Source organism: Hyphomonas sp. J20-32 (assembly GCF_055808555.1).
On sequence record NZ_CM147873.1, the window covers coordinates 2,111,031 to 2,135,262 of the forward strand.

At 59.5% G+C, this 24,232-nt stretch carries 20 protein-coding genes; 8 read left to right on the forward strand and 12 right to left on the reverse strand.

The genetic code is table 11. The features are described 5' to 3' along the window. Nucleotide 1: 1 nt before the first annotated feature. The 3 genes from AC0L7I_RS10395 to AC0L7I_RS10405 form a co-directional block, all read right to left on the reverse strand. Nucleotides 2-1,354, reverse strand: a complete 1,353-nt coding sequence (locus AC0L7I_RS10395) for a L,D-transpeptidase family protein (RefSeq protein WP_473396359.1) — start codon at nucleotides 1,352-1,354, stop codon at nucleotides 2-4. Between the two features lie 299 nt (nucleotides 1,355-1,653). Further along, nucleotides 1,654-4,254: a glycoside hydrolase family 3 C-terminal domain-containing protein gene (locus AC0L7I_RS10400; RefSeq protein WP_473399142.1), complete on the reverse strand. Its 2,601-nt coding sequence runs from the start codon at nucleotides 4,252-4,254 to the stop codon at nucleotides 1,654-1,656. 319 nt (nucleotides 4,255-4,573) lie between these two features. Then, a complete protein-coding gene (locus AC0L7I_RS10405; protein ID WP_473396360.1) occupies nucleotides 4,574-5,560 on the reverse strand; it encodes a hypothetical protein in 987 nt (328 codons plus the stop codon). Nucleotides 5,561-5,738: 178 nt separating this feature from the next. Here AC0L7I_RS10405 and AC0L7I_RS10410 point away from each other — a divergent pair, with 178 nt between their 5' ends. The 3 genes from AC0L7I_RS10410 to AC0L7I_RS10420 are packed head-to-tail and all read left to right on the forward strand — an operon-like array spanning nucleotide 5,739 to nucleotide 7,536. Further along, a complete protein-coding gene (locus tag AC0L7I_RS10410; protein WP_473396361.1) occupies nucleotides 5,739-6,293 on the forward strand; it encodes an HPF/RaiA family ribosome-associated protein in 555 nt (184 codons plus the stop codon). Between the two features lie 22 nt (nucleotides 6,294-6,315). Next, nucleotides 6,316-6,744: a DUF3775 domain-containing protein gene (locus AC0L7I_RS10415; protein WP_473396362.1), complete on the forward strand. Its 429-nt coding sequence runs from the start codon at nucleotides 6,316-6,318 to the stop codon at nucleotides 6,742-6,744. 21 nt (nucleotides 6,745-6,765) lie between these two features. Beyond that, nucleotides 6,766-7,536, forward strand: a complete 771-nt coding sequence (locus AC0L7I_RS10420) for an SDR family oxidoreductase (protein ID WP_473396363.1) — start codon at nucleotides 6,766-6,768, stop codon at nucleotides 7,534-7,536. A 19-nt stretch (nucleotides 7,537-7,555) separates the two neighbouring features. Here the strand turns inward: AC0L7I_RS10420 and AC0L7I_RS10425 are convergent, their stop codons facing one another. From AC0L7I_RS10425 to AC0L7I_RS10440, 4 genes are read right to left on the reverse strand one after another with little or no spacing between them, the layout of a single operon-like run. Further along, nucleotides 7,556-8,821: an MgtC/SapB family protein gene (locus AC0L7I_RS10425; RefSeq protein ID WP_473396364.1), complete on the reverse strand. Its 1,266-nt coding sequence runs from the start codon at nucleotides 8,819-8,821 to the stop codon at nucleotides 7,556-7,558. A gap of 57 nt (nucleotides 8,822-8,878) precedes the next feature. Then, nucleotides 8,879-10,081 carry an acetate/propionate family kinase gene (locus AC0L7I_RS10430; RefSeq protein WP_473396365.1) on the reverse strand — a complete coding sequence of 401 codons (1,203 nt, stop codon included), beginning with the start codon at nucleotides 10,079-10,081 and terminating at the stop codon, nucleotides 8,879-8,881. Next, nucleotides 10,078-11,022: a bifunctional enoyl-CoA hydratase/phosphate acetyltransferase gene (locus AC0L7I_RS10435; RefSeq protein ID WP_473396366.1), complete on the reverse strand. Its 945-nt coding sequence runs from the start codon at nucleotides 11,020-11,022 to the stop codon at nucleotides 10,078-10,080. The genes AC0L7I_RS10430 and AC0L7I_RS10435 overlap by 4 nt, the downstream gene beginning before the upstream one ends. 44 nt (nucleotides 11,023-11,066) lie before the next feature. Further along, on the reverse strand, nucleotides 11,067-11,786 hold the full coding sequence (locus AC0L7I_RS10440) for a helix-turn-helix domain-containing protein (RefSeq protein WP_473396367.1): 720 nt from the start codon (nucleotides 11,784-11,786) through the stop codon (nucleotides 11,067-11,069). 225 nt (nucleotides 11,787-12,011) lie between these two features. Between AC0L7I_RS10440 and AC0L7I_RS10445 the strand changes: the two genes are divergently transcribed. The 3 genes from AC0L7I_RS10445 to AC0L7I_RS10455 all read left to right on the forward strand — a co-directional run bounded on the left by AC0L7I_RS10445 (nucleotide 12,012) and on the right by AC0L7I_RS10455 (nucleotide 15,863). Next, on the forward strand, nucleotides 12,012-12,398 hold the full coding sequence (locus AC0L7I_RS10445) for a hypothetical protein (RefSeq protein ID WP_473396368.1): 387 nt from the start codon (nucleotides 12,012-12,014) through the stop codon (nucleotides 12,396-12,398). Between the two features lie 102 nt (nucleotides 12,399-12,500). Next, nucleotides 12,501-14,897, forward strand: coding sequence for an endopeptidase La (lon, locus tag AC0L7I_RS10450; protein WP_473396369.1), 2,397 nt, complete (start codon nucleotides 12,501-12,503; stop codon nucleotides 14,895-14,897). A gap of 528 nt (nucleotides 14,898-15,425) precedes the next feature. After that, nucleotides 15,426-15,863: a baeRF12 domain-containing protein gene (locus AC0L7I_RS10455; protein WP_473396370.1), complete on the forward strand. Its 438-nt coding sequence runs from the start codon at nucleotides 15,426-15,428 to the stop codon at nucleotides 15,861-15,863. A 39-nt stretch (nucleotides 15,864-15,902) separates the two neighbouring features. Here AC0L7I_RS10455 and AC0L7I_RS10460 read toward each other — a convergent pair whose 3' ends face one another. The 5 genes from AC0L7I_RS10460 to AC0L7I_RS10480 all read right to left on the reverse strand — a co-directional run bounded on the left by AC0L7I_RS10460 (nucleotide 15,903) and on the right by AC0L7I_RS10480 (nucleotide 20,815). Next, a complete protein-coding gene (locus AC0L7I_RS10460) occupies nucleotides 15,903-16,808 on the reverse strand; it encodes a ribose-phosphate diphosphokinase (RefSeq protein ID WP_473396371.1) in 906 nt (301 codons plus the stop codon). Beyond that, nucleotides 16,805-18,325, reverse strand: coding sequence for a thymidine phosphorylase family protein (locus AC0L7I_RS10465; RefSeq protein WP_473396372.1), 1,521 nt, complete (start codon nucleotides 18,323-18,325; stop codon nucleotides 16,805-16,807). Before AC0L7I_RS10465 ends, AC0L7I_RS10460 begins: the two co-directional genes overlap by 4 nt. Then, entirely contained in the window at nucleotides 18,325-19,689 is a 1,365-nt protein-coding gene (locus tag AC0L7I_RS10470; RefSeq protein WP_473396373.1) for an MBL fold metallo-hydrolase RNA specificity domain-containing protein, read from the reverse strand. The genes AC0L7I_RS10465 and AC0L7I_RS10470 overlap by 1 nt, the downstream gene beginning before the upstream one ends. Nucleotides 19,690-19,821: 132 nt before the next feature. Beyond that, nucleotides 19,822-20,280, reverse strand: coding sequence for a DUF2267 domain-containing protein (locus AC0L7I_RS10475; RefSeq protein ID WP_473396374.1), 459 nt, complete (start codon nucleotides 20,278-20,280; stop codon nucleotides 19,822-19,824). A 31-nt stretch (nucleotides 20,281-20,311) separates the two neighbouring features. Further along, a complete protein-coding gene (locus AC0L7I_RS10480; protein WP_473396375.1) occupies nucleotides 20,312-20,815 on the reverse strand; it encodes an Hsp20/alpha crystallin family protein in 504 nt (167 codons plus the stop codon). A gap of 338 nt (nucleotides 20,816-21,153) precedes the next feature. On the opposite strand from AC0L7I_RS10480, the gene AC0L7I_RS10485 reads away from it, so the two are divergent. Next, nucleotides 21,154-21,861 (forward strand): ABC transporter ATP-binding protein, encoded by a 708-nt coding sequence (locus AC0L7I_RS10485; RefSeq protein ID WP_473396376.1) that lies wholly within the window; start codon nucleotides 21,154-21,156, stop codon nucleotides 21,859-21,861. Continuing rightward, nucleotides 21,858-24,230 carry an ABC transporter permease gene (locus AC0L7I_RS10490; protein WP_473396377.1) on the forward strand — a complete coding sequence of 791 codons (2,373 nt, stop codon included), beginning with the start codon at nucleotides 21,858-21,860 and terminating at the stop codon, nucleotides 24,228-24,230. Before AC0L7I_RS10485 ends, AC0L7I_RS10490 begins: the two co-directional genes overlap by 4 nt. Nucleotides 24,231-24,232: the final 2 nt, after the last annotated feature.

The window sequence follows — 24,232 nt, forward strand, 5'->3', positions numbered from 1 at the left end:
TTTATCGCAGGATCGGTCGTTCCAGCGCTTCAAGGATGGCATCGTCACGCCCGTAAATGTCTGTCAGATACCGTACGCCGCCGCAGGAATTGTCGACGGCGGTCATATAGACCACGTAGACTGGCACCGGCGCCAGCAGGTCGACGCGCGTTTCGGCGCCCGAAGCGACGGCTGCATCGATGCGCGTTCGATCCCAGCCCGCCGTGTCCTCCAGCAACCATGCCGCAAGGTCGAGCGGCTCCTTCACCCTGACGCAGCCGGATGAAAAGGTTCGCTGGTCGGCATCGAACAAGTCCCGGTCCGGCGTATCGTGGAGATAAACATTGTGCGGGTTCGGGAACATGATCTTCACCTGCCCGAGTGCATTGGACGGACCGGGGGCCTGGCGCAGCCGGTACGGAAAGGATGCGGCTGACACCTCGGACCAATTGATGTCAGCCGGATTGATGGCCTTTCCCTGCCGGTCGAGCACCCTGTAGCCAAGTCGGCCGATGATTCCGGGATCGCGCCGGAACTGCGGCAGCTTGTCGGCCCGGGCGATGCTGTCAGGTACATCCCACCACGGATTGAAGATGATATATTCGATACTGTCGGAAAAGGTCGGTGTTTCCCGGTTGGTTTTGCCGAATATTGCCGCGTGACTGGTATGGACGGCCCCCTGTTCAATAGCGGCGACGTCGAACCCGGGGATGTTGGCAATGACATATCGCGGCCCGAGCGTATGCGGCAGCCAGCGCCATCGCTCCATGTTGACATGCAGCTGGCCGATCCGTGCCGTATGCCCGTCGCGGACGGTCGGATCGGTTGCCAGTGCCAATGCGGCTTGCTCGCGGGCCAGCTCCGCGCGCAGGGCGAGGTATTCCGGATGCTGCGGCGCCATACGGTCTAGCGCGGCAGCAAGCGCCGCCGGGCCGCCTTGTGCGTCGAGCTGCGTGAACATCGCGTTTTCTGCGGCACCTGCTGCAAGGCGTCGCTGCAGCGTACCTGGATCCAGCACGCCATGCGCGAGGTGAGTGGCGGCCAGAAGCCAGGCTTGTTGCGCTACTAGATCCTGAGCACCGGGATGGTCCGACAAGTCAAGAATATGCGAAAGGCCATAGTCCTCGGGATCAAGGCCATGCTCGGACAGCCGGGCAAGGGCGTCCGTCAGAATATTGCTTTGCAGCTCGACATCTTTCGGAGGCGATACTGCCGACGAAGCGGTTTCACCGGGTTCATCCCGCTCGGTGCCGTGGGTGATCGTGGTCTCATGCTGCGGTGAGCGGTCAGGATGAACACAACCCGTCAACAATATGAGCAGGCCGGCCGTCAACGTTGCGGGAAGATTGATCCGGCGCTGGCTGGAGGATTTCATGAGTGTCTGATTTTTAGTCGTTGCTCGGATCGTCATAAACTCAGTTTGGCATTCCGCGACGGGCTCCGCCAGTGCACCTCTGCGCATCGCCTGAAGGCTCGCCGTCGGCACTCCTGCCATTCCGCTTCCGGGAACGGGAGTACTCCCATTTCAGACGGTAGGACGACTTCAAAAATACGTTTCAATCTGTTCGGCTGCGAGGGAAACAGTGAAACGAACAACATGCTAGAACGATGAGAGGCGCCGTCCCTTGCGAGCGGCGCCCCTTTCAGGTCGCTGGATCGTCGTATTGCTGCGGATCAGTCCGCGTTGAAGGCGACTCGGGCGGACGCCGCACCGGTCTCGCTGACAAATCCCGGTTGGCCGCCGCCGAGCGATATCGTTGCCGACATGCCCGCCGGGGCGACAAGCGCGCCATCATCGCTGAAGTAGCCAAGTCGCTCCGGCGACAGGTCGAAAGTTACAGTCTTGCTCTCACCGGGGGCCAGTTCAACGACATCGAATGCCACGAGTTCAACGCGCGGGGTCGAGGGGTTCGGCCGCTCGTCGAGCTGGATATAGGCCTGCACGACTTCGCGTCCTGCGCGTTCGCCCGTATTGGTTACGGTCACCGAGACGGGCATTGCTGCAGCGCTGTCCTGCGTTTCCGGCACTGAGATGTCGGAATAGGCGAAGGTCGTATAGCTGAGGCCATGGCCGAACGGATAGAGCGGCTTGCCCTCATAGTATTTGTACGTCCGGTTCTGCATCGAATAATCGTCAAAGGCGGGCATACCGTCGAGCGATGTGTAGAATGTCACCGGCAGGCGGCCCGAGGGGCTGAACTCGCCCCAGAGCAGGTCGGCGATGGCCATGCCAGCCTTCTCGCCGGGATAGAAGGCCTGGACGATGGCCGGCAGGTTCTCGGCCTCCCAGTTGAGCGCCACTGCGCTGCCCGAAAAATTGACCAGAACGACCGGCTTGCCTGTCGAGTGAAGCTGCTTCAGCAGGTCTTCCTGCACTTGCGGCAGCTTGAGGTGGGTGCGGTCGCCACCGAGGAAGCCGTCAATCTCGACACTCATTTCCTCGCCTTCGAGATCGGCGTCAATGCCGCCGAAGAACAGCACGACATCGGCGTCCTTGGCGACGTCCAGCGCCTCGCCAGCCCAGTCGCGCGATGTATTCACCCATGACAGTTTTGCGACCGGTTCGATCGTGTTGACCGGCCAGTCCCGCACGGCGTTCAGCGTATATTCGACCGGGTAGGCCTCGCCTGCCTTCATCTCGATCGGGCCATCGGTGATCTTCTTGCCATCAACCGTGGCCTCGGACATTCTCGGAACCCCAAAGCTGTAGGCGCCATCGGTTTCCGGAACGATGAAGCCTGTCCAGACAATCACAAATTCATCTGCGACCTGGCCGTTGATCGGCGAGGTTTTCCAGTGGTGATCGATCTGCGCATCGACCGTGACAGACACCGGATCGCCGTCACGCGAAGCATTGTCCCAGCTCGTCATCGTCAGGCCGGACTGCAAGTCGCCGGTCTCGTCAGCATGCTTGAAAACGCTCGCCTCGACGGGCTTCTTGTTGCCGAAGACGTTGCCTGCCAGCGCCGCGCCGGGCGCATAGACGACGTTTTCAGCGCCTGCCTTGGCGATCACACCCTCAAGCGCGGTCACCGGTGCGGTCGGGTAGCCGAAATAGTTCGCCACCAGGGTCAATTCATTGTCTGCATTCGGACCGATAACAGCGACCTTCGTGCCTTCAGCCAGAGGCAGAATGCCGTCATTCTTCAGCAGAACGAGGGAGTCGCGGGCCGCCTCGGCCGAGAGGGCGAGGTTCTTTTCGCTTGCTACGACGCTGTAGGGGATATCGGCATAGGGTACGCCCTCGTCGAATTCGCCGAGCCGGAACCGGGCTGTGAACAGTCGCGTGACGGCCTGATCAATCGTCGCCTCGTCGATTAGTCCCAGAGCAACGGCTTCGGGCAGGGCGTCCATCTTGTTGCCCTCGCCATCGCCGCAATTGATGTCGGTCCCCATGTTTACAGAGAGTGCCGCTGCCTCGGCGCGGGTTTTGACGTATTTGTGGGCATGATCGTAGTAAAAATCGCCGATGGCACCGCAATCGGACACGACATAACCTTTGAAGCCGAGCTCGCCACGCAGGATGTCGACCATCAGCTCTTCGCTGCCGCAGGCCGGCGCGCCGCGGAAGGCATTGTAGGCGCACATTACCGACGCGACTTGCGTATTGTCGAAGGCAGCCTTGAACGCGCCAAGATAGGTCTCGTGAAGGTCAGCTTCTGTGGGATTGTAATCGTCGGAGTGGCGTGTCGGCTCAGGACCGGAATGGACTGCGAAATGCTTCACTGTCGCTACGGCCTTGAGGTATTTGTCATCGTCTCCCTGGATTCCGTTGACGAAATTTGTCGCCATGCGGCCCGTGAGGAACGGATCCTCGCCATAGGTTTCCTGCCCCCGGCCCCAGCGCGGATCGCGGAAGATATTGATGTTCGGCGACCAGTAGGTGAGGTCGGTGTACATCTCGTAGACGCCCTGACGGGCGAAATTGTTATGCTTTGCTCGGCCTTCGTCGGAAATGGCTGTGGCCACTTCGAGCATCAGGTCTTCGTCCCACGTCGCGGCAAGGCCGATTGCCTGAGGAAAGACTGTCGCCTCGCCGGCGCGCGCGACGCCGTGGAGTGCTTCGTTCCACCAATTGTGCTTGCGAATGCCGAGCCGTTCGACAGGTGTGGCCTTGTCGTACATCTGCGCGGCCTTCTCTTCGAGTGTCAGGCGACTGACAAGATCGGCGGCGCGTGCCTCGGGGCTGAGGGAGGGATCGCGGAATGGATATTCGTAGGTCACGGTTTCGGTAGGACCGGCGCTCGGCGCGACATCCATTGCGGCAGGGGGCATCGTCGTGGCGCAGGCCGCAAGACCCGCCGCGAGTGCTGCGAACCCTACAGTTTCCCGAAATCGTTTCATGGTTTTTTTGGTGACCGTCATCATGCGCCCCTCCTCTAAAGGCCGGGAACCGACGTGTGCGGCTCCGCTTTATTTTCCTCTTTGTTGCACGCTAACATTCCATGCGCCAAGCCCTTTTGGAACTGAATTCGCAATTATCCAGTTCACACGACCGCGATCCTCGTTGCAGACTGTAATGGCATCACGGGATCTGCGGGCAGGGCAGGGAGGCGGAACTCCGGCGGGTTCTCAAGACTTCTCTGGGGAAGAGTCAGTTCGTTGCTTTCAGGTCTGCGATCGCCTTTGCGATGTCCTGGAGCTTGTCCCCATTCGAGGGTGCAATCATGCCTTCGCCTTCTGCCACTTCAAGCGACTTCGCATCGTACGCCCAACGCTTGAGCAGCTCCAGCTTGACGGCGTTTGACAAAGGCGTGGCAAGGAGATTTGCAATTGTGTGAAATGTGCCGGCTGGGTCTGTAAGGGCGGCGTTCAGATCGATATTTTTTGATTGGACCGATGCATGAAGGGCTTCGATATATTTCCGCCGCTCGACATAGGAGCTGGCGTCCTCGGCACTCGAGAAGACCTTGCCAGAGACATAATATTCGTCATCGCCCGAGTGGACAAAACCCGTATCCCGATAGGCTTCCGCTTCAGCGTCTGAAATCGCCCCGAGAAACCGGTCTTCGAGAACAGGATGCAGGTCTGGCAGGCCATGCAAGTGTACGTCTTTCCCGGAATGGGCCTTCAGGATCTTCGTCGCGCGCGCTTCGTCCCCTTCATTCCAGGTGCGCACCCACAATGCGAGGCCGCCATGCTCGACCTGGTCTGCGATGTATTCAGCGTGTTCATTCCCGATTATGCGCGCGAGTGCGGCTCCGAGCGCGGCACCACTTCCGCCACCGATCAAGAGGGCAACCAACCCGGCTGCCAGCGCCCCGCCGGATGCGACGACCGGTATCAGCCCTGCCAGAGCACCGACATACATCAGTGTTCCAATCACCGCGCCCTCGGCATTGCCGACATCTTCCTCGGCGACATAGGCGATCCGGGGGGCCGCCACATCATCCTCCACTTCGGCGACTTTCCGGTAGGCGTGCCCGAGCTTCTTTTCAACACTATCCGAGCGCGCCAGCAGGCTGATCTCTGCCCGGTCAAATCCATGCGACAACAAGTCATCGATTGCAGCCTGAAGCGCGTCTTCGGTCTGGAAAACGCCCACGGCTTCTCTTACCGGAACAGAACTTTGTTGAGACATGATCGAGCTCACATTCGCTTCCAACCTAGCCGGGCAAATAGCTTTGTCAAAGTCTAGCGTAGCGCGTTGTGCAGCAAGTGCCGCGTGTTGTTCGAATCGTATTTCCACGTCCCCCGAAAATTTCGCGGAGATGACAAGGATCAATTCGAGCTGACGCAAGCCGTGCTTTGTTGCGTGCATGCAAATAGAACCAGAGATATCGTATCGAAATATCGAGCCATCCCAGCATTTGCAGGAGCGGGTCGACAAGGAAATCCGCCAGCTGGAGAATATTTATCCGGACCTGACCAGCTGCACGGTCCTGATTGAAGGTCCGAGTGGGCGCAAGCGCGTGGGTGGCCTGGCCACAGTGCGCATCCACCTGACGGCACCGGGCCGGAAGGATATTGCCGTCACGCATGTTGCCGACGACGATCATGCGCATGAGGACGTGCTTGTCAGCGTCCGGGATGCGTTCAAGGCTGCCCAGCGGCAGATCAAGAAACTCAAGCATGATAACAGGGTTGACCGAACGACGGATAAAACCCGGGTCGCCGGAAAGATCGCGAGATTTCTGGCCGAAGAGGATGCGGGGTTCATTGTCGCCGAAGATGGGCAGGAATGCTACTTTCAAGCCCGCTCGGTGACCGATGCCCGGTTCAAGGCGCTGAGAATTGGCGATGATGTCACCTTCAGGATAGAGCCGGGCGACAAGGGCCCGCAGGCTGTCGCCGTTCACCTGCGCGGAGACTGAGCGAAACGAAAGGGGGCTTCCAATGTTTGTGCGAAATTTCGATCTTATCCTTGATCCCGCAGCCGCGATGCAGATTGCCATGCTGGTGCGCGAGTTCGACACTGAGGACATTGATCCGACAGGCGAAGAATATTCGGGCGACGAGGCATTCACTGACCAGGAGGACTTGCTCGAAAAGGAGGAGCAGGATCAGGCAGACCCGATACTCGAAGAGTTGAACTCTGCCGTCAATCTCTTGAATGTCGATGCCCAAAGGGACCTGCTCGCCCTGATGTGGGTAGGGCGCGGCGACTACAAGCCTGAAGACTGGTCGGCTGCGCGCCACCAGGCCGTCGATGTCGCCGACATAAACCTGGCCAAATATCTTTCAGAAACGCCGCTCGCGAGCACGTATCTCATCGAGGGGCTGAGCCAGATGGGCTATTCCGTAGATGACTACGAAGCCCTCTGAAGCAAAACGAGGAGACGAGTCATGGGAATGGTGGACGGCAAGAGCGCCTTGGTTACCGGTGCCGGCGCGGGAATCGGGCGGGCGACAGCGCTCAAGTTCGCGACTGAAGGCGCCCGCGTCATCGTCTCGGATGTCAACGCAGAGGGGGGCGAGGAGACAGTTCGCCTGATCAAGGCAGCCGGGGGCGAGGCCTTCTTCATGCGCGCCGATGTTTCTCAGGCAAATGAGGTCGACGCCTTGATGAAGCAGGCCGTGGAAACTTATGGAAAGCTCGACTGTGCCTGCAACAATGCCGGGATTGAGGGGACTATCGCGCCGTTCGCAGAGCAGACCGAAGAGAATTTCGACCGGATCATATCGGTCAACCTGAAGGGCGTCTTCCTGTGCCTGCGCGCCGAGGTCAGGCACATGGCCGAAACCGGCGGCGGGGCAATCGTCAATCTCGCCTCGGTTGCCGGCCTTGTCGGGTTTGCAGGCCTCAGTCCCTATGTGGCGTCAAAGCATGGCGTCAACGGCCTGACAAAGAATGCCGCGCTTGAGTATGGCAAGGCCGGTATCCGCGTGAATTCGGTTTGCCCCGGTGGGATCGATACCAGGATGCTGGATTCCCTCGCAGAACAATCGAGCGACGGAAAGATGACATCCCGCGAGATGCTCGACCCCTTGCACCCGATCGGGCATATCGGAAAACCCGAAGAAGTTGCCGAACTGATCGTCTGGTTGTGTTCCTCCAGTGCGTCCTTCGTCACCGGAGCGAACATTCCGGTGGATGGCGGCTTCGTGGCGCAGTAGCGGGCCGTGGCGGGCGGTTTCAAAGCAGCCCGATTGCGCCTGCCACTCCCAGCCCCACTCCACCCGCCAGCGCCATGAGGGCTGCAGACATCATGCCTCGCCGTCTGTAGGCGCCTTCGCCCGCGACGATGGCGATGGTGCCCTTCAGGAGCGTATTGGCGATCGCGGCCAGCGCGACGGCGATTGCTGCGGTTTCTGTGTCCAGTCCCGTTGCGCTCATCCGGACCATGGAGAGGCTGATCGCATCCACATCCACGGCGCCCGCCACGAGGGCAATGCCGTAAATTCCCGTCGATCCCAGTATTTCAGCCGCTGCCCGGGACAGGAGGAGCGCCGTTGCCAGCAGGGCTGCGAAGAACAGGGCGGATCTCAAGTCGAGCGGATTGGACAAGACCAATTCCGGAGCCGCTTGTGTCCCCCGGTGAAAAAGGAACATTGCCGATAGTCCCAAGGCGACAATCAGCATGAATCCAAATGGCAGTGCGAGGGGGCCGACAAGTGCGGGGGCAAAGCCGCCGATGATCACGGCAGTGCGAATGATCATGCCAGCCCATGCCAGGGTTGTGCCACCGACAAGCGCGCGCGCATCGCCGGCATCGTTCCGGCTGAACCGGGCAAAGGACAGGGTGACGGCGGTCGATGACGCGAAACTGCCTGCGAGCGCCAGCAGTCCGAGGCCGCGTCGGCTGCCCAGCCATTTCACGCCGAGATAACCGGCAAATTCGAGGCCGCTGATCAGTACGACGAGCCACCAGATTGCGCGCGGATTGATCGCATCATATGGCCCATATGCCTGGTCGGGCAGAACGGGCAGGACGACCACTGAAATCAGAAGCAATCGCAGGAAGGCGCTGAGCTCCTTTTCCTCGATCTTGTGTAACAGGGCGTGAAAGGGTGTTCTCAGCCAGAGCACAAATGTTACGACAACTGCGCCAGCCGCTGCGGCCTGCGTATGGCCGAGCACTGCGAGGGCACCGAGCGCATAGGCGCTCAGCGCGGCCACCATCGTTGTGACACTGACAATGCGCGTAACATCGATCTGGGCTTCAAACCCTTCCCGCAAGAGCAGCGCGAGCCCGACAAAACCGGCTGCGATGACAAGACCGCTTCCCGTATCGATGAAGGCGAAGAGGCCGCCCAGAAATCCGATAAGTCCGATGGTGCGGAACCCGGCTACTCTTGAACCATCAGGGTCGGCGCGATCTTTCCAGCCGCGTTCGAGGCCGATCAGCAGACCGATGCCGAGTGCTGTCAGCAGGCCGGTGAAGGGAACGTCAAATGTCATCGGGATTTCTCCGAAGGCCTCACGCCAGGCTGGCTGCGTGCCGGTTCACGTATGGACTTACCCGCCCAATCCGGCCCGGCAGGTGGAAAAGGTTTCGCGGCCAATCACTTCTTCCTCGTTGGTTGGGATCACGGCAACAGAAATGCCGGAGCGCTCGGAAGAGATAATGCCTGCGCCGGATTCATTTTTTGCCGCATCGAACCTGACTCCCATCCATGACAGGTGCGAGCAGATACGCTGTCTCATTTCTCGCGAATTTTCGCCGACTCCACCGGTAAAGACAATGGCATCAAGGCCATGGAGGGCAGCTGCGAGGGAGCCGATCTCACGTGCAATCCGGTATGTGTACAGATCGAGGGCCTCTTCCGCTGCTGGCGAGGGGCTGGCGAGAAGGTCACGGATATCGCCGCTAATCCCGGAGACGCCGAGCAGACCGGACTTGTGATGAAGCAGGTCCGAGACTTCGCCCGGTGTCTTCTTTTGGACGTCAATCAGATAAAGGACGGCGCCCGGATCAAGGTCGCCGCAGCGGGTCGCCATGGGGATACCCGACAGGGCGGTCAGTCCCATCGAAGTGGCGACGCTCTTGCCGTCCTGCATCGCGCAGAGGCTTGCGCCGTTGCCAAGGTGGGCAACAATGGTCTTGCGATGAGGGACACTGGAAAAGGTTTGCGGCAGGACACCTGAAATGTAGGCGTAGGAGAGGCCATGGAACCCGTAGCGCTGAAGGCCGGCCTCGGTGAGCTCTCTCGGGATCGCATACAGGCAGGCTTCCCGCGGCTGTGTCCGGTGGAAAGCGGTATCGAAGGACAGGGATTGGGGCAGGCCGGGGAATGTTTCTGCCAGGCTGCGGACCCCGGCCAGGTTGTAAGGCTGGTGATCGGGCGCAAAGACAGACAGCTCGTCGAGGTCATCCAGCAATCCTGGCGTTGCGAGCCGGGCGCCGTCGCAGGTCTGGCCGCCATGCACGATGCGGTGTCCAGCCGCGACGAGTTCGCTGCCTTCTACGGTCGTGCTCAGGCAGCGTGCGAGCTCCGGGATGAGGCGTTCAGGCGCCGGGTCAACATTTGAAAGGGCTGCAGACAGCCGATGTTGAAGGCTCTCACCGGGGGTGTCCGTCGTGACCTTTATTGCCGTGCCCAGTCCCGTCAGTTTCCCACCCAGCAAGCGCTCTCCCAGCCGGTCCGTTCCGGCGCGGTATAGCGAGAATTTCAGGCTGGACGATCCGGTATTGAAGGTTGCGATCACCGGCGTGCTCATGTCCTGCCAGCCTTCCAGTCGCGATAGCACTTGGCCAGCGCGCAAGAGGCGAGCCGCTCGGTCACGCTGTCCGAGCGGCTGGTCAGGACAATAGGAACCTGTGCGCCGACGACGAGCCCTGCGGCTGCGGCGCCGGCCAGATAGTCGAGTTGTTTGGCGAGCATGTTGCCCGCTTCGATATTCGGCACGATGAGAATATCGGCGTCCCCGGCGACATCCGACACGAGGCCCTTGATTTTGACCGCCTGTTTGGAGACGGCCAGATCGAAGGCGAGCGGTCCGTCGAGCACGCCGCCAATGATTTGCCCCCGTTCGGCCATCTTGCAGAGCGCTGCCGCGTCAGTTGTCGACGGCATGTGAGGATCGACCTCTTCGGTGGCGGCCAGGATCGCTGTCTTCGGTGAGTCGATACCGATGGCGTTGGCAACGTCTATGGCGTTCTGGACGATCCACCTCTTCGTGTTCAGGTCTGGGGCAATATTCAGGGCGCCGTCGCTGATGAGCAGGTATTTCGAATAGGCAGGTGTCTGCATCACGAAGACATGGCTCATCCGGCGGTCCGTACGCAGGCCGGTATTGCGGGCAACGACGGCCGCCATCAATTCGCTCGTGTGCAGGGCGCCCTTCATCAACGCCTGGACCTTGCCGGTCCGGGCGAGATCGACGCCGGTCTGGGCTGCGGCGTGGCTGTGCGGTGTGTCTATGATCTCGGTTCCAGCCAGATCAAGGTTGAACGCGTCTGCGGCCGTGCGAATCCGTTGCTCTGGTCCAATGAGAACGGCCTTGATCAGCCCGGCTGCCTGCGCATCCAATGCAGCCTCAAGCGGATTCTGGCTGACGGGATGAATGACTGCTGTCGCTATCGGGGCGCCGTTTGCGCGTGAGAGGATCGTGGCGAAGGCGTCGATCGGATCGCCTTGCTCCGCGCTGCTTTGTATCATCAGAGATATGCCCCATCGTGTCTGGTCAGGATTCTCCGACTGTATCAGTAACCGACGACGGATGCATATTCATCCTCACTGGGTTCACCAGCGGCGGCGATGAGGCGCTTTCGGTCGGATATCCTGATCCGGTTCGACTGCGGCAGTTCAATGATCCCTTGTCGCTTCAGCTGGTTCATCATGCGGCTAACCGTTTCGAGAGTCAGTCCAACATAGTCGGCCATATCGCAGCGGCTCATCCGGATATCCACGAAACCGGTCTTGGGGTCTGCGAAGCGGCTGTCGAGGAACAGAAGGAAAGTCGCTGTGCGTTCCATAGCGCACTTGCGTCCGAGCAGAAGGGCTTGCTCGCGCGAGGCGTTCAGCATGTCGCCGATCAGCGTGAAGATGCCTTGGCGAAATTCCGCATTCTCTTGCAACGCGCGATCAAAACTGGATTGAGCGATGAAGTCGGCCTCGACATTTGTCAGCGCCTCCGCGCTGAGATTGTGAACGTCAGCGAAGGTGAGCGCGAGAAAATCACCGTCGCTGGAAAAGTCCTGAATCTGGCGTCGGCCATCGGCCATCAGTTTGTAGAGGATTACCGTGCCTGAAATGATCTGAAAGACACCGGTCGGCTGATCGCCCTGGAAGAACAGATGCTCATGTGGCGCAAATCGCAGCCTGTTTCGCGGTACACCATGCGCGTCCCTGTGGGTATGAGCCGTGCGCGCATTCGATGAATGTCGCGCCGTCGGGAGTTCAAGAATGGTGTGAGCAGTCATTTTCTACCTCCTTTTGTCTACGGCAGGTCACCCATCCTGCCTCTCCCAGATAAGATGGTACTCCACGCTAAAATTGAATTGCGGGATTCTACCTAGCAGACGCCGATTTCTTCAAAACGACGGGAACGGGAGCCAATGGGGGATTGATTTGTCTCAATTCTACCTTGTCCGGTGCATGAGAGAAAATGAAAATCCGTACAATCCACGCAACGATAGGAGTGCCCCATGACCACATCTCAGGCCCAATCCGAGGCGACGAAAAAAGCGAAAGGCCGTGATGGAAACGGCTCGGCCCAATCGGATGGTGAGCCATCGAGCTTGTTCATGCAGAACGGTGGCATGACCAGCCTACTCGGAGGAAGCGCGCGTGCAATGCAGCACTGGGTGGCCAGCAGCCAGGAACTGGCGCGTTTCTATTCTGCGCGCATGAAAAAGGACCTGTCCCTGATGAACGCGCTGACGTCCTGCAAGACACCTCAGGATATCTCCGAAGTATGGTACAATGCTGCGAGCAGCGCAGTGCATGATTATGCCGACGAGTTTGATCGCATCATGGAGATCAATTTGGCAGAAGCTTCGCCTGACGAGGAATTGCAAAGTCGCGGTTCATGAGAGCTCGGCTCTCCCTATTCCTTGATTTTCGTCAATGGCGATAATTTCCGGACCACTAACCTGTTGCCATCATCGCCTGACCGGCAGGTTGCAGGAGCCTTCATGGATACGTTCACAAAAAGCAAACCAAAGATTGCGTCGCCTGCCGGGCAGGGAAAGCCTACGGAGACATTACAACAGATTGGACAGTTGCAGGATGATGGCCTGATCATTCTCCCAGTGAGGCGTATGGTTTTGTTTCCGGGTGCAACTGTGCCGATCGCCATCGGACGCCCAAAATCCATCGCGGCGATAAAGGTTGCCATCGAAGCAGGGCGGCCTGTCGGTGTTGTGATGCAACGGGAAGCCGAGATCGCGGATCCGCAGCCCGAGGACCTGTTCAAGGTTGGCACGCTGGCAAAAATCATACGCCACATGCCGACAGGCAATGGCGCACACCATCTGATTTGCGAGGGACTGCAACGGATTAGCCTCAAAGAGTTTCGGCCGGACTTCCCGTTCCTGGTAGCGGGCTATACGGTGATCGAGACTTCAGATGAGCGCAGCGCAGAGATCGATGCCCGGTTTCTGCAACTCAAGGAGCGAGCGCTCGAAGCGCTTGGGCTTCTAGAAGGCATACCGCAGGACTTTATCAATACGATTGCCGCGATTGACCAGCCCTCTGCGCTGGCTGACCTCGTGGCGCAGCACATGGACCTGGAATCGCAGGAGAAGCAGGAGATTCTGGAAACGGCGGACCTGAAGACACGCCTGGACCGGATGATCGATATCCTGGGGTATCGGATCGAAGTGCTGAAGCTGTCCCAGGATATCGGACGGCAGACCCAGGAGAAACTCTCGGCGCAGCAGCGCGAACATATTCTCCGCCAGCAATTGCAGGAAATCCGGCGGGAGCTCGGCGAGGTGGACGGGTCCGGTGCGGAACTGGCTCAGCTGAGGGCCGACATCGAGGCTGCCGGGATGCCCGGTGAAGCCAGGCAACATGCCCTGAAGGACCTCGCGCGGCTCGAGCGAATTCCCGAAGCTTCCACGGAATACGGCATGGTGCGCACGAATCTGGAGACGTTGGCGCAGTTGCCCTGGAAGGTGCCAGCCCCGCGCGAGATAGACATTGGGACGGCGCGTGCGATCCTTGATGAGGACCATTTCGGGCTGGAAAAGATCAAGCAGCGCATTCTGGAATTCCTTGCCGTTCACAAACTCAATCCCGACGGCAATAGCCCCATCCTTTGTTTTGTTGGCCCTCCCGGGGTTGGCAAGACGTCGCTTGGACAAAGCATTGCACGTGCCATGGGCCGGGATTTCGCGCGGCTCAGCCTCGGCGGTGTCCATGACGAAGCGGAAATTCGCGGGCACCGGATGACTTATGTCGGAGCCATGCCGGGCAACATCATCAAGACCCTCCAAAGAACCGGGTCGCGCGATTGCGTCCTGATGCTGGACGAGATGGACAAGATGGGAGCAAGCGCGCATGGCGACCCGGCATCGGCTATGCTGGAAGTGCTCGACCCCGCCCAGAACAATACGTTCCGCGACAACTATCTCGGTGTGCCATTCGATCTCAGCAAGATCGTCTTCATCGCTACGGCCAATGTGCTTGAAGCTATTCCCCGGCCGTTGAGGGATCGGATGGAAGTGATCGAGCTGGGGGGCTACACAGCTGAAGAGAAGCTCGAGATTGCCAGGCAGTATCTCGTCAAACGCCAACTGGTTGCGAACGGATTGAAGGCAAGCCAATGCCGCATCAACAAGTCCGCGCTCGAAGCGATCATTGATGGCTATACAAGGGAGGCTGGCGTCCGGAACCTCGAACGGGAAATTGGTGCTGTCGCCCGCCGTGTGGCCATTCGCATTGCCGAGGGAAAGGCGGAAAAGGTGTCGGTCAAAGAAGCCGATATTCACGACATTCTCGGGCCACCCCGGTTCAAGGCGGAACTGGCACAGAGAACCAGCAGTCCCGGCGTAGCGACCGGGCTTGCATGGACGCCTGTTGGCGGCGATATCCTGTTCATTGAAGCGACCAAGTTTGCAGGAACGGGAAAACTCATCCTTACGGGGCAACTCGGGGATGTGATGCGTGAAAGCGCCCAGGCTGCGCTCAGTCTGGTCAAGGCGCGAGCCGCCAAGCTGAAAATCGATCCGGTTACTTTCGGGTCGCAGGACTTGCACATCCATTTGCCGGCGGGAGCGATTCCAAAGGATGGGCCGAGTGCCGGCGTTGCCTTGTTCATCGCGCTCGTATCCTTGTTCAAGGATGAATGTGTCAGGAGCGATACGGCGATGACCGGGGAGATCAGCTTGCGCGGACTGGTCCTGCCTGTTGGCGGCATCAAGGAAAAGGTGATCGCTGCCGAGCGTGCAGGCGTCAAGCGCGTCCTGCTCCCTGCCGAAAACCGCCGCGACTTCGAGGAGATTCCCGAAAGCGTTCGCAAGCGGTTGGAGTTCGTCTGGATGCAGACGGTAGACGACGCGATCAGCGCGGCGCTCAAGACCTGCTGAAATCAGATTTGCGCAGGATCAACTTCGCCATGAATGGCGCAATTTATAGATGATGCTGCATTTTCAAAACGAGTACTGGAGAGCAGGCAATGTTGTTCAAGTCAAAAGCAGTTTCCTGCCTGCTGGGTGTGTGCGCTCTTGGAGTTGCGGGCTGCGCGACGCATTATCATCCCTATTACGGACACGGCCCCGTCATCTCCGATGTCAGTGTGGTTTATATTCGCTCGGCACCTCCACCACCCCGGCGGGTTCGCATTCCTCCGCGGCCTTCGCCCGCAGCTGTCTGGATCGATGGTTATTGGAACTGGACCGGAGTGACGTTTGTTTGGGTCGATGGGTTTTGGGATTCGCATCCGCGCAGTCGCGTGTGGGTGCCGGATCGCTGGGTGCATACCGACCGTGGCTGGTATCGGCGCCCGGGGCGCTGGAATTAGGGCGCAGCCGGCTTGATGAAAATCAATCGTCCTGTCGCCAGACCGTTTCTTATGGGATATCCAATCAGGAAAACTGGAACAGGAGGCGGTTGCCATGAAGCTGAAAAATGGAACGTGGGTGCTGGTGTGCGACAGTGGCAAATTCTTGCTGCTCGAAAACAATGGCGACGAGGATATCATGGACCTGCGCGTGGTCGCACACGATGAACTTGTAAATCCGGCGACCAGTGACCAAGGCACGGACCGGCCGGGACGATTCGCCATTTCACCGGACCGGCGCGGAACGACCCAGGAGACCGACTGGCACCAACTCGAAGAGACTCGTTTCGCTCAGGACCTGGCAGACAAACTAGGCCGATGGGAAAACGACAGTCGTTTTGACGACCTTGTGATCGTTTCCGACAGCAGGACACTTGGTGTGTTGCGCGGCGCACTTTCGGACCAAGTGAAAAAACGGGTTCGTGGCGAAGTGCAAAAAGATTATGCGCATCGCACGATCGACTTCATCGAGACTGCGCTTGCGAAAGAATAGGTCCGGCAACGATCATCACATCGCAGTATAGGCAGCCCGTTACCTAGAAGGTGGAGCGTTCTTTAGCAGGCTCGTAGTAGCGGCTGCCAGTACGCGGCTCACGTCGATACCGTTGCTCTCATGGGCTATCGTGTTGCTCGTCACGATGCGGGCCGCTCCTGCCTGACGCAGTGCGTCTTCGGCACCCTCGGCAAAGATGCCGTGGACAGCGCAGCAGACCGGGGCCGAAAACTGTTGCTGCACCATCTGGCTAACCACGGCCGCCATGGTCGAGGCTGTCGATATCGTATCATCGACTATGACCGGCGTGCGGTGGCGCCATTTTTCCAGGTCGGGGATTGAGATGTCCACGTTCCGGTCGCCATGCCGGGTCTTGGCCAGGACAACATACTCCACGCCAGCCAGTGCGGCGATTTTCGAGACCCATTGCTCGCTTTCCGCATCCGGGCCGATCAGGAAGGGCTGGTCCACTTCCCGTGATATCCAATTCGCCATCGCCGGGGCGGCGTGCGCGGCTTTGGCGGGGATGTCATAGATGTCTGACAGGGCATGCCAGCGATGCAGGTGGGGGTCGATTGTCACAAGCCAGTCGACGCAGGTCGAAATCCATTTGGCAAAATGCACGGATGTGACCGACTCGCCCGGCTGGAACACAGTGTCCTGACGCATATAGGGCAGGTACGGCGCGATCAGCCCGACGGATGCGGCGCCGAGGTCACGTGCGGTCTGTGCGGCAAACAGAAGGGCGGGCAATTTCGCATCGGGGCGGGCGAGGCCTGCCAGAAGCATGACGTCGCGGCCTTCCGGCGGTGTGTCGAAGCGCAGATAGGTTTCGCCGTCCGGAAACCGGCGCAGGTCAATTTCGGCAGTTTCGGCATCAAGGGCGCGGGCCAGTGGCCCGGATATCTGCGCCGTATCCTGTAGGGGAACCAGGAGCGGTTTCATGGTTTCGTCAGCTCGATTATGTCCGGATTGGCCACGACATAGTCGATGGCATAGGCAAGTTCGCCGGGGGTTTCGGTGTAGAGCGTGTAAAGCGGCTGTCCGCCCCTGACCCGGTCGCCCAACCTGACATGGAGATCAAGACCGGCAGTCTTGTCGCCCGGTGCACCCGCGAGTTTCGCCGCCCGGGCAAGGCGTCGATTGTCGATGCAGGTGACCCGCCCGGGAGCGGGTGCCAGGATGGGGCGGCTATGTTCAGCGAGGGTCGGCTCTCGAAATCCTCCCTGGGCACGGCAGATGGCTTCGAATTTCTTGTAGGCCGCACCGCTGCGCAGCACGTTCAGTGCCATGGCCTTGCCCGCGCCTGCGTCCGCCTTGCCGACAATCTCAAGCAGAGCTCCGGCGATCAGGCAGGCGCGGTCTGCCAGATCCTCAGGAGCGTCCGGATCGTTCCGCAGGACACCCAAAATATCGCGTGCTTCGAGTGCGGGACCGATGCCGCGTCCTACGGGCTGGGCACCGTCGGTAACGAGCGACAGGACCTTCAGGCCGAACTCCGCGGCAACTCTTTCCAGAAGGGATTGCAGGGATTGCGCGGCCGCCTGGCTGCGGACCTTGGCGGTCGGGCCCACCGGAATGTCGATCACGACATGGGTCGCTCCGGCGGCAATCTTCTTTGACAGGACGGAAGCGACCAGGGCTCCTTCGCTGTCGAGGTCCAGCGCGCGCTCGATCCGGATCAGGGCATCGTCGGCCGGGCTAAACTGAACGCCGCCGCCCCAAACGAAACAGCCGCCTTCCTGATCGACGACCCGCCGCATGTTTGCAAGGTCAAGGTCGACATCTGTCAGGACTTCCATTGTGTCGGCGGTGCCTGCGGGCGATGTGATGGCACGGGACGATGTTTTCGGTACGGTCAGGCCCAGGCAGGCGCAGATGGCCACGACGATGGGTGTCGTCCGGTTCCCTGGCAGGCCGCCGACGCAATGCTTGTCTGCAATGGGCGAGCGGTCCCATGTCATCTTGCTGCCGGTTTCGACCATGGCCCGGGTGAGCGCGATGGTTTCTGCCAGATCCAGCGGCAGGGCCGAGCATGCCGTGACGAAAGATGACAGATGGATATCCGAATAGCGCCCCGCAACAATGTCGGTGATGATCGCCTGCGTGCCTGCTTCGTCGAGCCGTTGACCGAATACTTTGCTCCGGACTTTCTTGAGCGACTCGAGCGGTGCTGGATGGCTGATTGACAGCGGGTCGCCGTCCGCAAGTTCGAGGAGGTGCCAGGCCGCTTCTGAAAGTCCGATCTCGTGATCGGAAACGAGATCAGTCGATGTCTGGTACAGCGTTGCAATGATGGACCGGGTCCCATTGGTTAGCTGAACCCTGGAATGGGCGGAAAATCCCTCGGACCGGCAGACCGGACTGTCCGCCTGAACGAGCACCATGGCTTCATGTTGGGTATCAAGCCCAAGCCGGCGTGCGGTCAGCACGTTCGGAGGCCCGGGAAGTGGCGCGTCCATTAATCGAGATTCCGCGTTTCATGGTGTTCGGGCACGATAACCGACCAACCCAGTTCTTCCTCGATCCGGTGGCGAAGGACATCGGCGGCATCAGGCTCGCCATGGACAATGAACGTCTGCTTCGGTGGCGATTCAAAACCGCCCAGCCATTGCATGATTTCATCTGCGTCCGCATGGGCCGAAAGCATGTGAAGGGTGGCGATTTCGGCGCGTACGTCATGATACTCGCCATAGATCTTGATCCGGTCAATGCCAGCGACCATAGCCGCGCCCCGTGTTCCGCCCGCCTGGAATCCGGCAAACAAGACGGTATTTCGGGCATCCGGCGCATAGAATTTCAAGTGGTGAAGGACCCGGCCGCCGGTCGCCATGCCGCTCGCAGCGATAATGATCTTGGGCATCTGGTCATAGTCGAGCGCCTTGGAACCTTCACTGTCAGGGACATATTTTGCGACATGGCACGCGGCCTGGCTCTGTGCCCTGTTGAGCCTGTGACAGTAGGCGTGCTTGCAGAAAAGTTCGGTCGCATTGATGGCCATCGGACTATCGAGATAAACAGGCAGGTCGGGGATGCGGCTGGCTGCCTTGAGTTCGTGCAAGTGGTACAGCAGCGTCTGGGCCCGTCCGACGGCGAAGGACGGGATGAGGATTGTGCCTCCGCGCTTGGCGGTGCGATTGATGATGTCGGCCAGGGCATCCTGTGCATCGCGCCCGCCATGCTGGCGATTGCCGTAGGTTGATTCGACGAGCAGATAGTCAGCCTGCTGGATCGGCGCTGGATCGTACATGATCGGGTCGTTCGGGCGACCGAGATCGCCTGAAAAGACAATCTTTTTCGTTGGGGTCTGGAGTTCAACAATGGCGGCGCCAAGTATATGGCCAGCCAGACGGAATGTCGCGGAAACCCCTTTTGCCACGCTGACCGGCGTGTCGAACGGCGATGTTTCAAACAGTTCGAGCGTCTTCTTCACGTCCTTTTGCTCATAGAGGGGCAAGGCAGGCTTATGCTTTGAATAGCCATACCGGTTGGCGCGTTCGGCTTCGCGTTCCTGGAGGTAGGCGCTGTCCGGCAAAAGGATCCCGCACAGATCATGCGTAGCATCGGTGCAATGGATCTTTCCCCTGAAACCGTCCCGGACCAGGACAGGCAGATAGCCCGAATGGTCGATATGCGCGTGGGTCAGCACCACGGCATCAATGGATGCCGGGTCCACCGGCAGGGCTTTCCAGTTTCGCAGGCGCAGTTGCTTGTAGCCCTGGAACAGGCCGCAATCGACAAGGATCCGTGCCTCGCCCGTGTCGATCAGGTATTTCGATCCGGTGACGGTGCCGACGCCGCCAAGAAACTGAATTTGAAGTGTCATGTTCTGGTTCCCCATGAGCCTGCATAGGCAATGGTGGGCTCCGCCGCAACGCGGCTGAGTGAAGTCGATCGGTAATATGTGAACCTGTCTGGCAAGCTCAAGCGAGCTCGACCTGGCGTGCTGGAAACGGCGCTAGAGACCGGCGAACGGAACTTTGCGAATGGAGGTCTTTCCCAGTTCCCTGATTGGTTTGGGCATGGCCTGGAGCACATTCTCTATTTCACCTGGTGAGATGTGCGCGCTGAGCACTTCAAAAACACCGGCCGTGACGTCATCCGCCTTTACGCCCGGAAAATTCTCGAAAACCTTCCTGATTGGTGCAAGAAAGGCGTCTAGCGACCTGTCCGTCTCGCGCTCTGAGCCGGGCGACCAGCTTTCGAAATATATGCCGCGCACAATCAAGGGCATCTGGGCGGAGAAATTCGCGACCAGCGGCACGGGGAGCCGGTCGCGAACTTGATGCAATACAACTTTGAGCGCGCGATAGGCCTGAGCCGACTCGGTCCAGCCGAGAACGTCCATCAATTCCTTCAGCCATGCATTAGCTGTGTGGTGGGCTTCGTCGAACTCGTGCAATCCTGTCTGGCTCATTTTGCTGCTCCGCCCGGAAGGCGGCCTTCCTCTAGTCGGCCTTAATTGTGATCTTCTTCGCCGTCTGGCGGGCTGTTTCAGATTTCGGCAAGGTAATCGACAGAACGCCCTTCTTGAGCGATGCGCTGACTTTCTCCGCATCAACTTCGCAGGGCAGGGGAACTTGCCGTTCGAAGGCACCGTAGGCGCGCTCCATACGGTGGAAGTTCTTGCCTTTTTCTTCTTTCTTCTCTTCCCGCTTCCCTGAGATTTTGACACTGCTGTCTGTCAGGCTGATATCAATATCCTTGCGGTCGATTCCCGGGACATCAAGGACAAGTTCGATCGCTTCGTCGGTCTCGCTGACATCGAGCTTCGTTGGCATGGCGAGCATTCGACCGCCATTGCTGCGACCAAGCGCCGGCAGCGCGGGAATATAGCTGCTGAAAAGGTCGTCCATCTCCTCCTTCAATTGGGAAAAGGGGTCATTGCCGCGCAACCATCCGAACGGCTGGCCCGGTGTGCTTGCATCTTTTTTCTTTTGCAGACTGGTCATTGTTCAACTCCTCAATAAAACTCGTCCCATCGTCCCATCGTCCCATCGTCCCATCGTCCCATCGTCCCATCGTCCCATGTCCGATGTTTGATCAACCTACGCTCCCGGTCCGGCGTCGAGATTGATCGGAATCAAGGCTATGATCGCCTGATTTGGTAAATTGATGCTGTGATGTCCGGGAACTGGATGTCTCTTGCCATGGCGCGTTGTGCCTTTGCAGGGATGCGTAGAGTCACGCTGGGTGTGGGGACGCACCGCATGTCGGGGTTCGCACTATGTGCTACCCTTGCGTTAAATCAGGCTGGTTCCCGGTCGTCACATCAAGGTATTCGGAAACCATGCCAACTAATCTCATGTCGGCCAGGAACCTGACAAAGGTCTACGATACCGGTGAAGTGAAGGTCCACGCGCTACGGGGGGTCGATCTCGATATCGCGCAAGGAGAACTGATCGTCCTGTTGGGCCCCTCAGGTAGTGGTAAGTCGACCCTGCTCAACATTCTCGGAGGCCTCGACAGCCCGACATCCGGAGAAGTCCTTTTCCAGGGGACGCCGCTGACGGGGTCCAGTTCCGCGGCGCTGACCCGTTACCGCCGCCAGCATGTCGGCTTCATCTTCCAGTTCTACAATCTGGTTCCGAGCCTGACGGCCCGCGAGAACGTCTCGCTCGTGACCGAGATAGCCGAAGACCCGATTCCAGCGGAAGAGGCCCTGGCACTGGTGGGCATGTCCGACCGGATCGATCATTTTCCGGCAGAACTCTCCGGCGGAGAACAGCAACGCGTTGCGGTGGCCCGCGCGATCGCCAAGCGACCTCACCTCCTTTTGTGTGACGAGCCGACCGGTGCGCTTGACAGTGCGACGGGTGTGCGGGTGCTGGAAGCGCTTGAACACGTCAATCGCGCGCTCGGTGCGACAACGCTCATCATTACGCACAATGTCGGTATCGCCGACATGGCGGACCGGGTGGTCCGCTTTTCAGACGGTAAGATCGCGAGCACCGAAAACATGGGGCGCCGCAGGAAGCCGTCGGAGATTTCCTGGTGAACCTGTTTTCGGCACTCGACAGAAAGCTGCTTCGCGACCTTGCGCACATGCGGGGACAGGGACTTGCGGTCGGTATCATCATTGCCTGCGGCGTTGGAATCCTGATCATGGCGCTGGGGGCGCTCCAGTCACTGCAGCAGAGCCGTGATATCTATTACGAGCACTATCGGTTCGCGGATGTTTTTGCTGACGTCAAACGCGCGCCTGAGCGGCTGGTATCTGAAATTCGGCAGATCGACGGCGTCCAGCAGGTCGAGACACGCATTTCGCGGATCGTGACCCTCGACATCGCGCGCCTGGAAGAACCGGCCAATGGCCAGCTCGTGTCGATCCCGGACGAGGGAGAACCGATCCTCAACGGTGTGCTTCTCTATGAAGGGCGTTGGCCAGACCTGACGCGGCCGGATGAGGCGCTCGTCAGCAAGTCTTTTGCGGAAGCGAACGGGTTTGAACTCGGGGAAAGCGTCTCGGCGATCATCAACGGCCGGGCGCGCGATCTGACACTTGTCGGCATCGGGGATTCACCGGAATATATCTATACGCTCGGGCCGGGTGTCCTGCTGCCCGACGATGAACGCTTCGGTGTCTTCTGGATGCGTCGCCGCGCGCTGGAAGCGGCCTTTGACCTCGATGGCGCGTTCAGCAGTGTCAGCGTGACTCTCGCCGGAGACGCGCAGCCGGACAATGTGATTGCAGCGCTGGACATCCTGCTCGCGCCCTATGCCGGGGTCGGAGCGTATGCGAGGGAAGACCAGATATCCCACGCCTTTATCGAATCCGAAATGCAGCAGCTGAGAAGCATGGCGCGGATTATCCCGCCGGTCTTTCTCGTCGTGTCTGCGATCCTGATCCATGCGATACTGACGCGTTTGATCGCGACCGAGCGCCAGCAGGTCGGCTTGCTCAAGGCGTTTGGATACACGCGCGTGGAAATTGGCTGGCACTATGTGAAATTCGCACTTGTTCTGTCGGGCGGCGGTGTGCTCGCCGGCTTTGCCATGGGGTGGGCGCTGGCTGGCCTGTTGACCCATCTCTACTCCGATACGTTCCGGTTTCCCGATATCGTCCTGACCCTTGCTCCGGCCTCTTTCCTGATTGGCGCACTGGCGGCGTGTTCGGCAGCCATTGCGGGCGCTCTGAATTCGGCCCTCAAGGCTGCCAGTCTAGCCCCAGCAGAGGCGATGTCGCCAGCGCCACCGACAATTTATCGTCGCGGCCTTATTGAAAAACTGAGCGGGTCAAGAAGCCTGGATGCGCCCACCCGCATGATCGCCCGGCACCTTACCCGATGGCCGCTTCGTGCCGGGATGACGATGTTCGGGGTTGCCGCCTCTGTGGCGCTCCTCGTCGGCACCCTGTTCGCTTTCGATTCCGTCGACTCGATGCTCGATACAAGGTTCAACCGGACCGACGCCTATGATGCAGCCGTGAATTTCGTTGAGCCTCAGGGAACCGATGCCCTGATGGAACTGGAGCGTCTGCCGGGTGTGCTCGAAGTGGAAGGCAACAGGGACATCTACGTTCGGCTGCGCCACGGGGCACGGGATGAGCGCGCCGTGATCATCGGACTGCAACCGGATGGACACCAGAAACAGTTGCTTGATGAAGACGGGCATATCGTGCCCGTACCAGAACATGGGCTGGCATTGTCGAACCAGATGGCAAGCATGATCTCCGCCGGTCTCGGCGACCCGGTCACAGTCGAAGTGCTTGAAGGGCGAAGGCCTGTCGTCGATGTATCGGTGACCGCGATCATCGCCGAGGATATCGGTGCATTCGCCTACATGGACATTGGCCAGGTGAATTGGCTGCTGGGCGAGCGACCTACAGTCACGGGTGCCTTCCTGGCAATCGATCCGGATCAGAATGCTGCCTTCAGCGAAGAGGTCCTTGCGCGTCCGCGGATTGCCAGTGTGTCAATGCAGGGACCGGCTATCGATTCCTTCGAGACGACGCTCGAGGAGACCATTTACATCATGATGGCGATCTATGCGGTGATCGGCGGCTCAATCGCTGCGGGCGTGGTATACAATGCGGCCCGCATTGCGATGATGGAACGTGGTCGGGAACTTGCAAGCCTGAGGGTGCTCGGGTTCACGGAGGGAGAAGTGACACATATTCTGCTTGGCGAACTCGCCATCCTGATCATGATCGCCCTGCCGGTTGGAGCTGTCCTTGGCCTGGGGTTTGCCAATGTCATCGTCAGTGGCATGTCGACGGAGCTGTACCGCATACCGTTTGCGCTGCAGCCCTCTACCTATGGCTTGGCGGGGGTGATCGTGCTTGTCGCGTCCATCGGATCGGCAATCCTAGTGGCCCGCCGGGTGCGCGACCTGGATCTGATTGAGGTGTTGAAAACCCGTGAGTGAAG

Excerpts from the sequence above, each read along its gene's own strand:
- lon (WP_473396369.1), top strand. The coding sequence starts at position 12,501 with ATGGATACGTTCACAAAAAGCAAACCAAAGATTGCGTCGCCTGCCGGG.
- AC0L7I_RS10475 (WP_473396374.1), bottom strand. The coding sequence starts at position 20,280 with ATGAGCCAGACAGGATTGCACGAGTTCGACGAAGCCCACCACACAGCT.
- AC0L7I_RS10480 (WP_473396375.1), bottom strand. The coding sequence starts at position 20,815 with ATGACCAGTCTGCAAAAGAAAAAAGATGCAAGCACACCGGGCCAGCCG.
- AC0L7I_RS10405 (WP_473396360.1), bottom strand. The coding sequence starts at position 5,560 with ATGTCTCAACAAAGTTCTGTTCCGGTAAGAGAAGCCGTGGGCGTTTTC.
- AC0L7I_RS10445 (WP_473396368.1), top strand. The coding sequence starts at position 12,012 with ATGACCACATCTCAGGCCCAATCCGAGGCGACGAAAAAAGCGAAAGGC.
- AC0L7I_RS10430 (WP_473396365.1), bottom strand. The coding sequence starts at position 10,081 with ATGAGCACGCCGGTGATCGCAACCTTCAATACCGGATCGTCCAGCCTG.
- AC0L7I_RS10395 (WP_473396359.1), bottom strand. The coding sequence starts at position 1,354 with ATGAAATCCTCCAGCCAGCGCCGGATCAATCTTCCCGCAACGTTGACG.
- AC0L7I_RS10410 (WP_473396361.1), top strand. The coding sequence starts at position 5,739 with ATGCAAATAGAACCAGAGATATCGTATCGAAATATCGAGCCATCCCAG.
- AC0L7I_RS10465 (WP_473396372.1), bottom strand. The coding sequence starts at position 18,325 with ATGGACGCGCCACTTCCCGGGCCTCCGAACGTGCTGACCGCACGCCGG.
- AC0L7I_RS10460 (WP_473396371.1), bottom strand. The coding sequence starts at position 16,808 with ATGAAACCGCTCCTGGTTCCCCTACAGGATACGGCGCAGATATCCGGG.
- AC0L7I_RS10440 (WP_473396367.1), bottom strand. The coding sequence starts at position 11,786 with ATGACTGCTCACACCATTCTTGAACTCCCGACGGCGCGACATTCATCG.
- AC0L7I_RS10400 (WP_473399142.1), bottom strand. The coding sequence starts at position 4,254 with ATGCCCCCTGCCGCAATGGATGTCGCGCCGAGCGCCGGTCCTACCGAA.
- AC0L7I_RS10455 (WP_473396370.1), top strand. The coding sequence starts at position 15,426 with ATGAAGCTGAAAAATGGAACGTGGGTGCTGGTGTGCGACAGTGGCAAA.
- AC0L7I_RS10435 (WP_473396366.1), bottom strand. The coding sequence starts at position 11,022 with ATGATACAAAGCAGCGCGGAGCAAGGCGATCCGATCGACGCCTTCGCC.
- AC0L7I_RS10420 (WP_473396363.1), top strand. The coding sequence starts at position 6,766 with ATGGGAATGGTGGACGGCAAGAGCGCCTTGGTTACCGGTGCCGGCGCG.
- AC0L7I_RS10425 (WP_473396364.1), bottom strand. The coding sequence starts at position 8,821 with ATGACATTTGACGTTCCCTTCACCGGCCTGCTGACAGCACTCGGCATC.
- AC0L7I_RS10415 (WP_473396362.1), top strand. The coding sequence starts at position 6,316 with ATGTTTGTGCGAAATTTCGATCTTATCCTTGATCCCGCAGCCGCGATG.
- AC0L7I_RS10485 (WP_473396376.1), top strand. The coding sequence starts at position 21,154 with ATGCCAACTAATCTCATGTCGGCCAGGAACCTGACAAAGGTCTACGAT.
- AC0L7I_RS10470 (WP_473396373.1), bottom strand. The coding sequence starts at position 19,689 with ATGACACTTCAAATTCAGTTTCTTGGCGGCGTCGGCACCGTCACCGGA.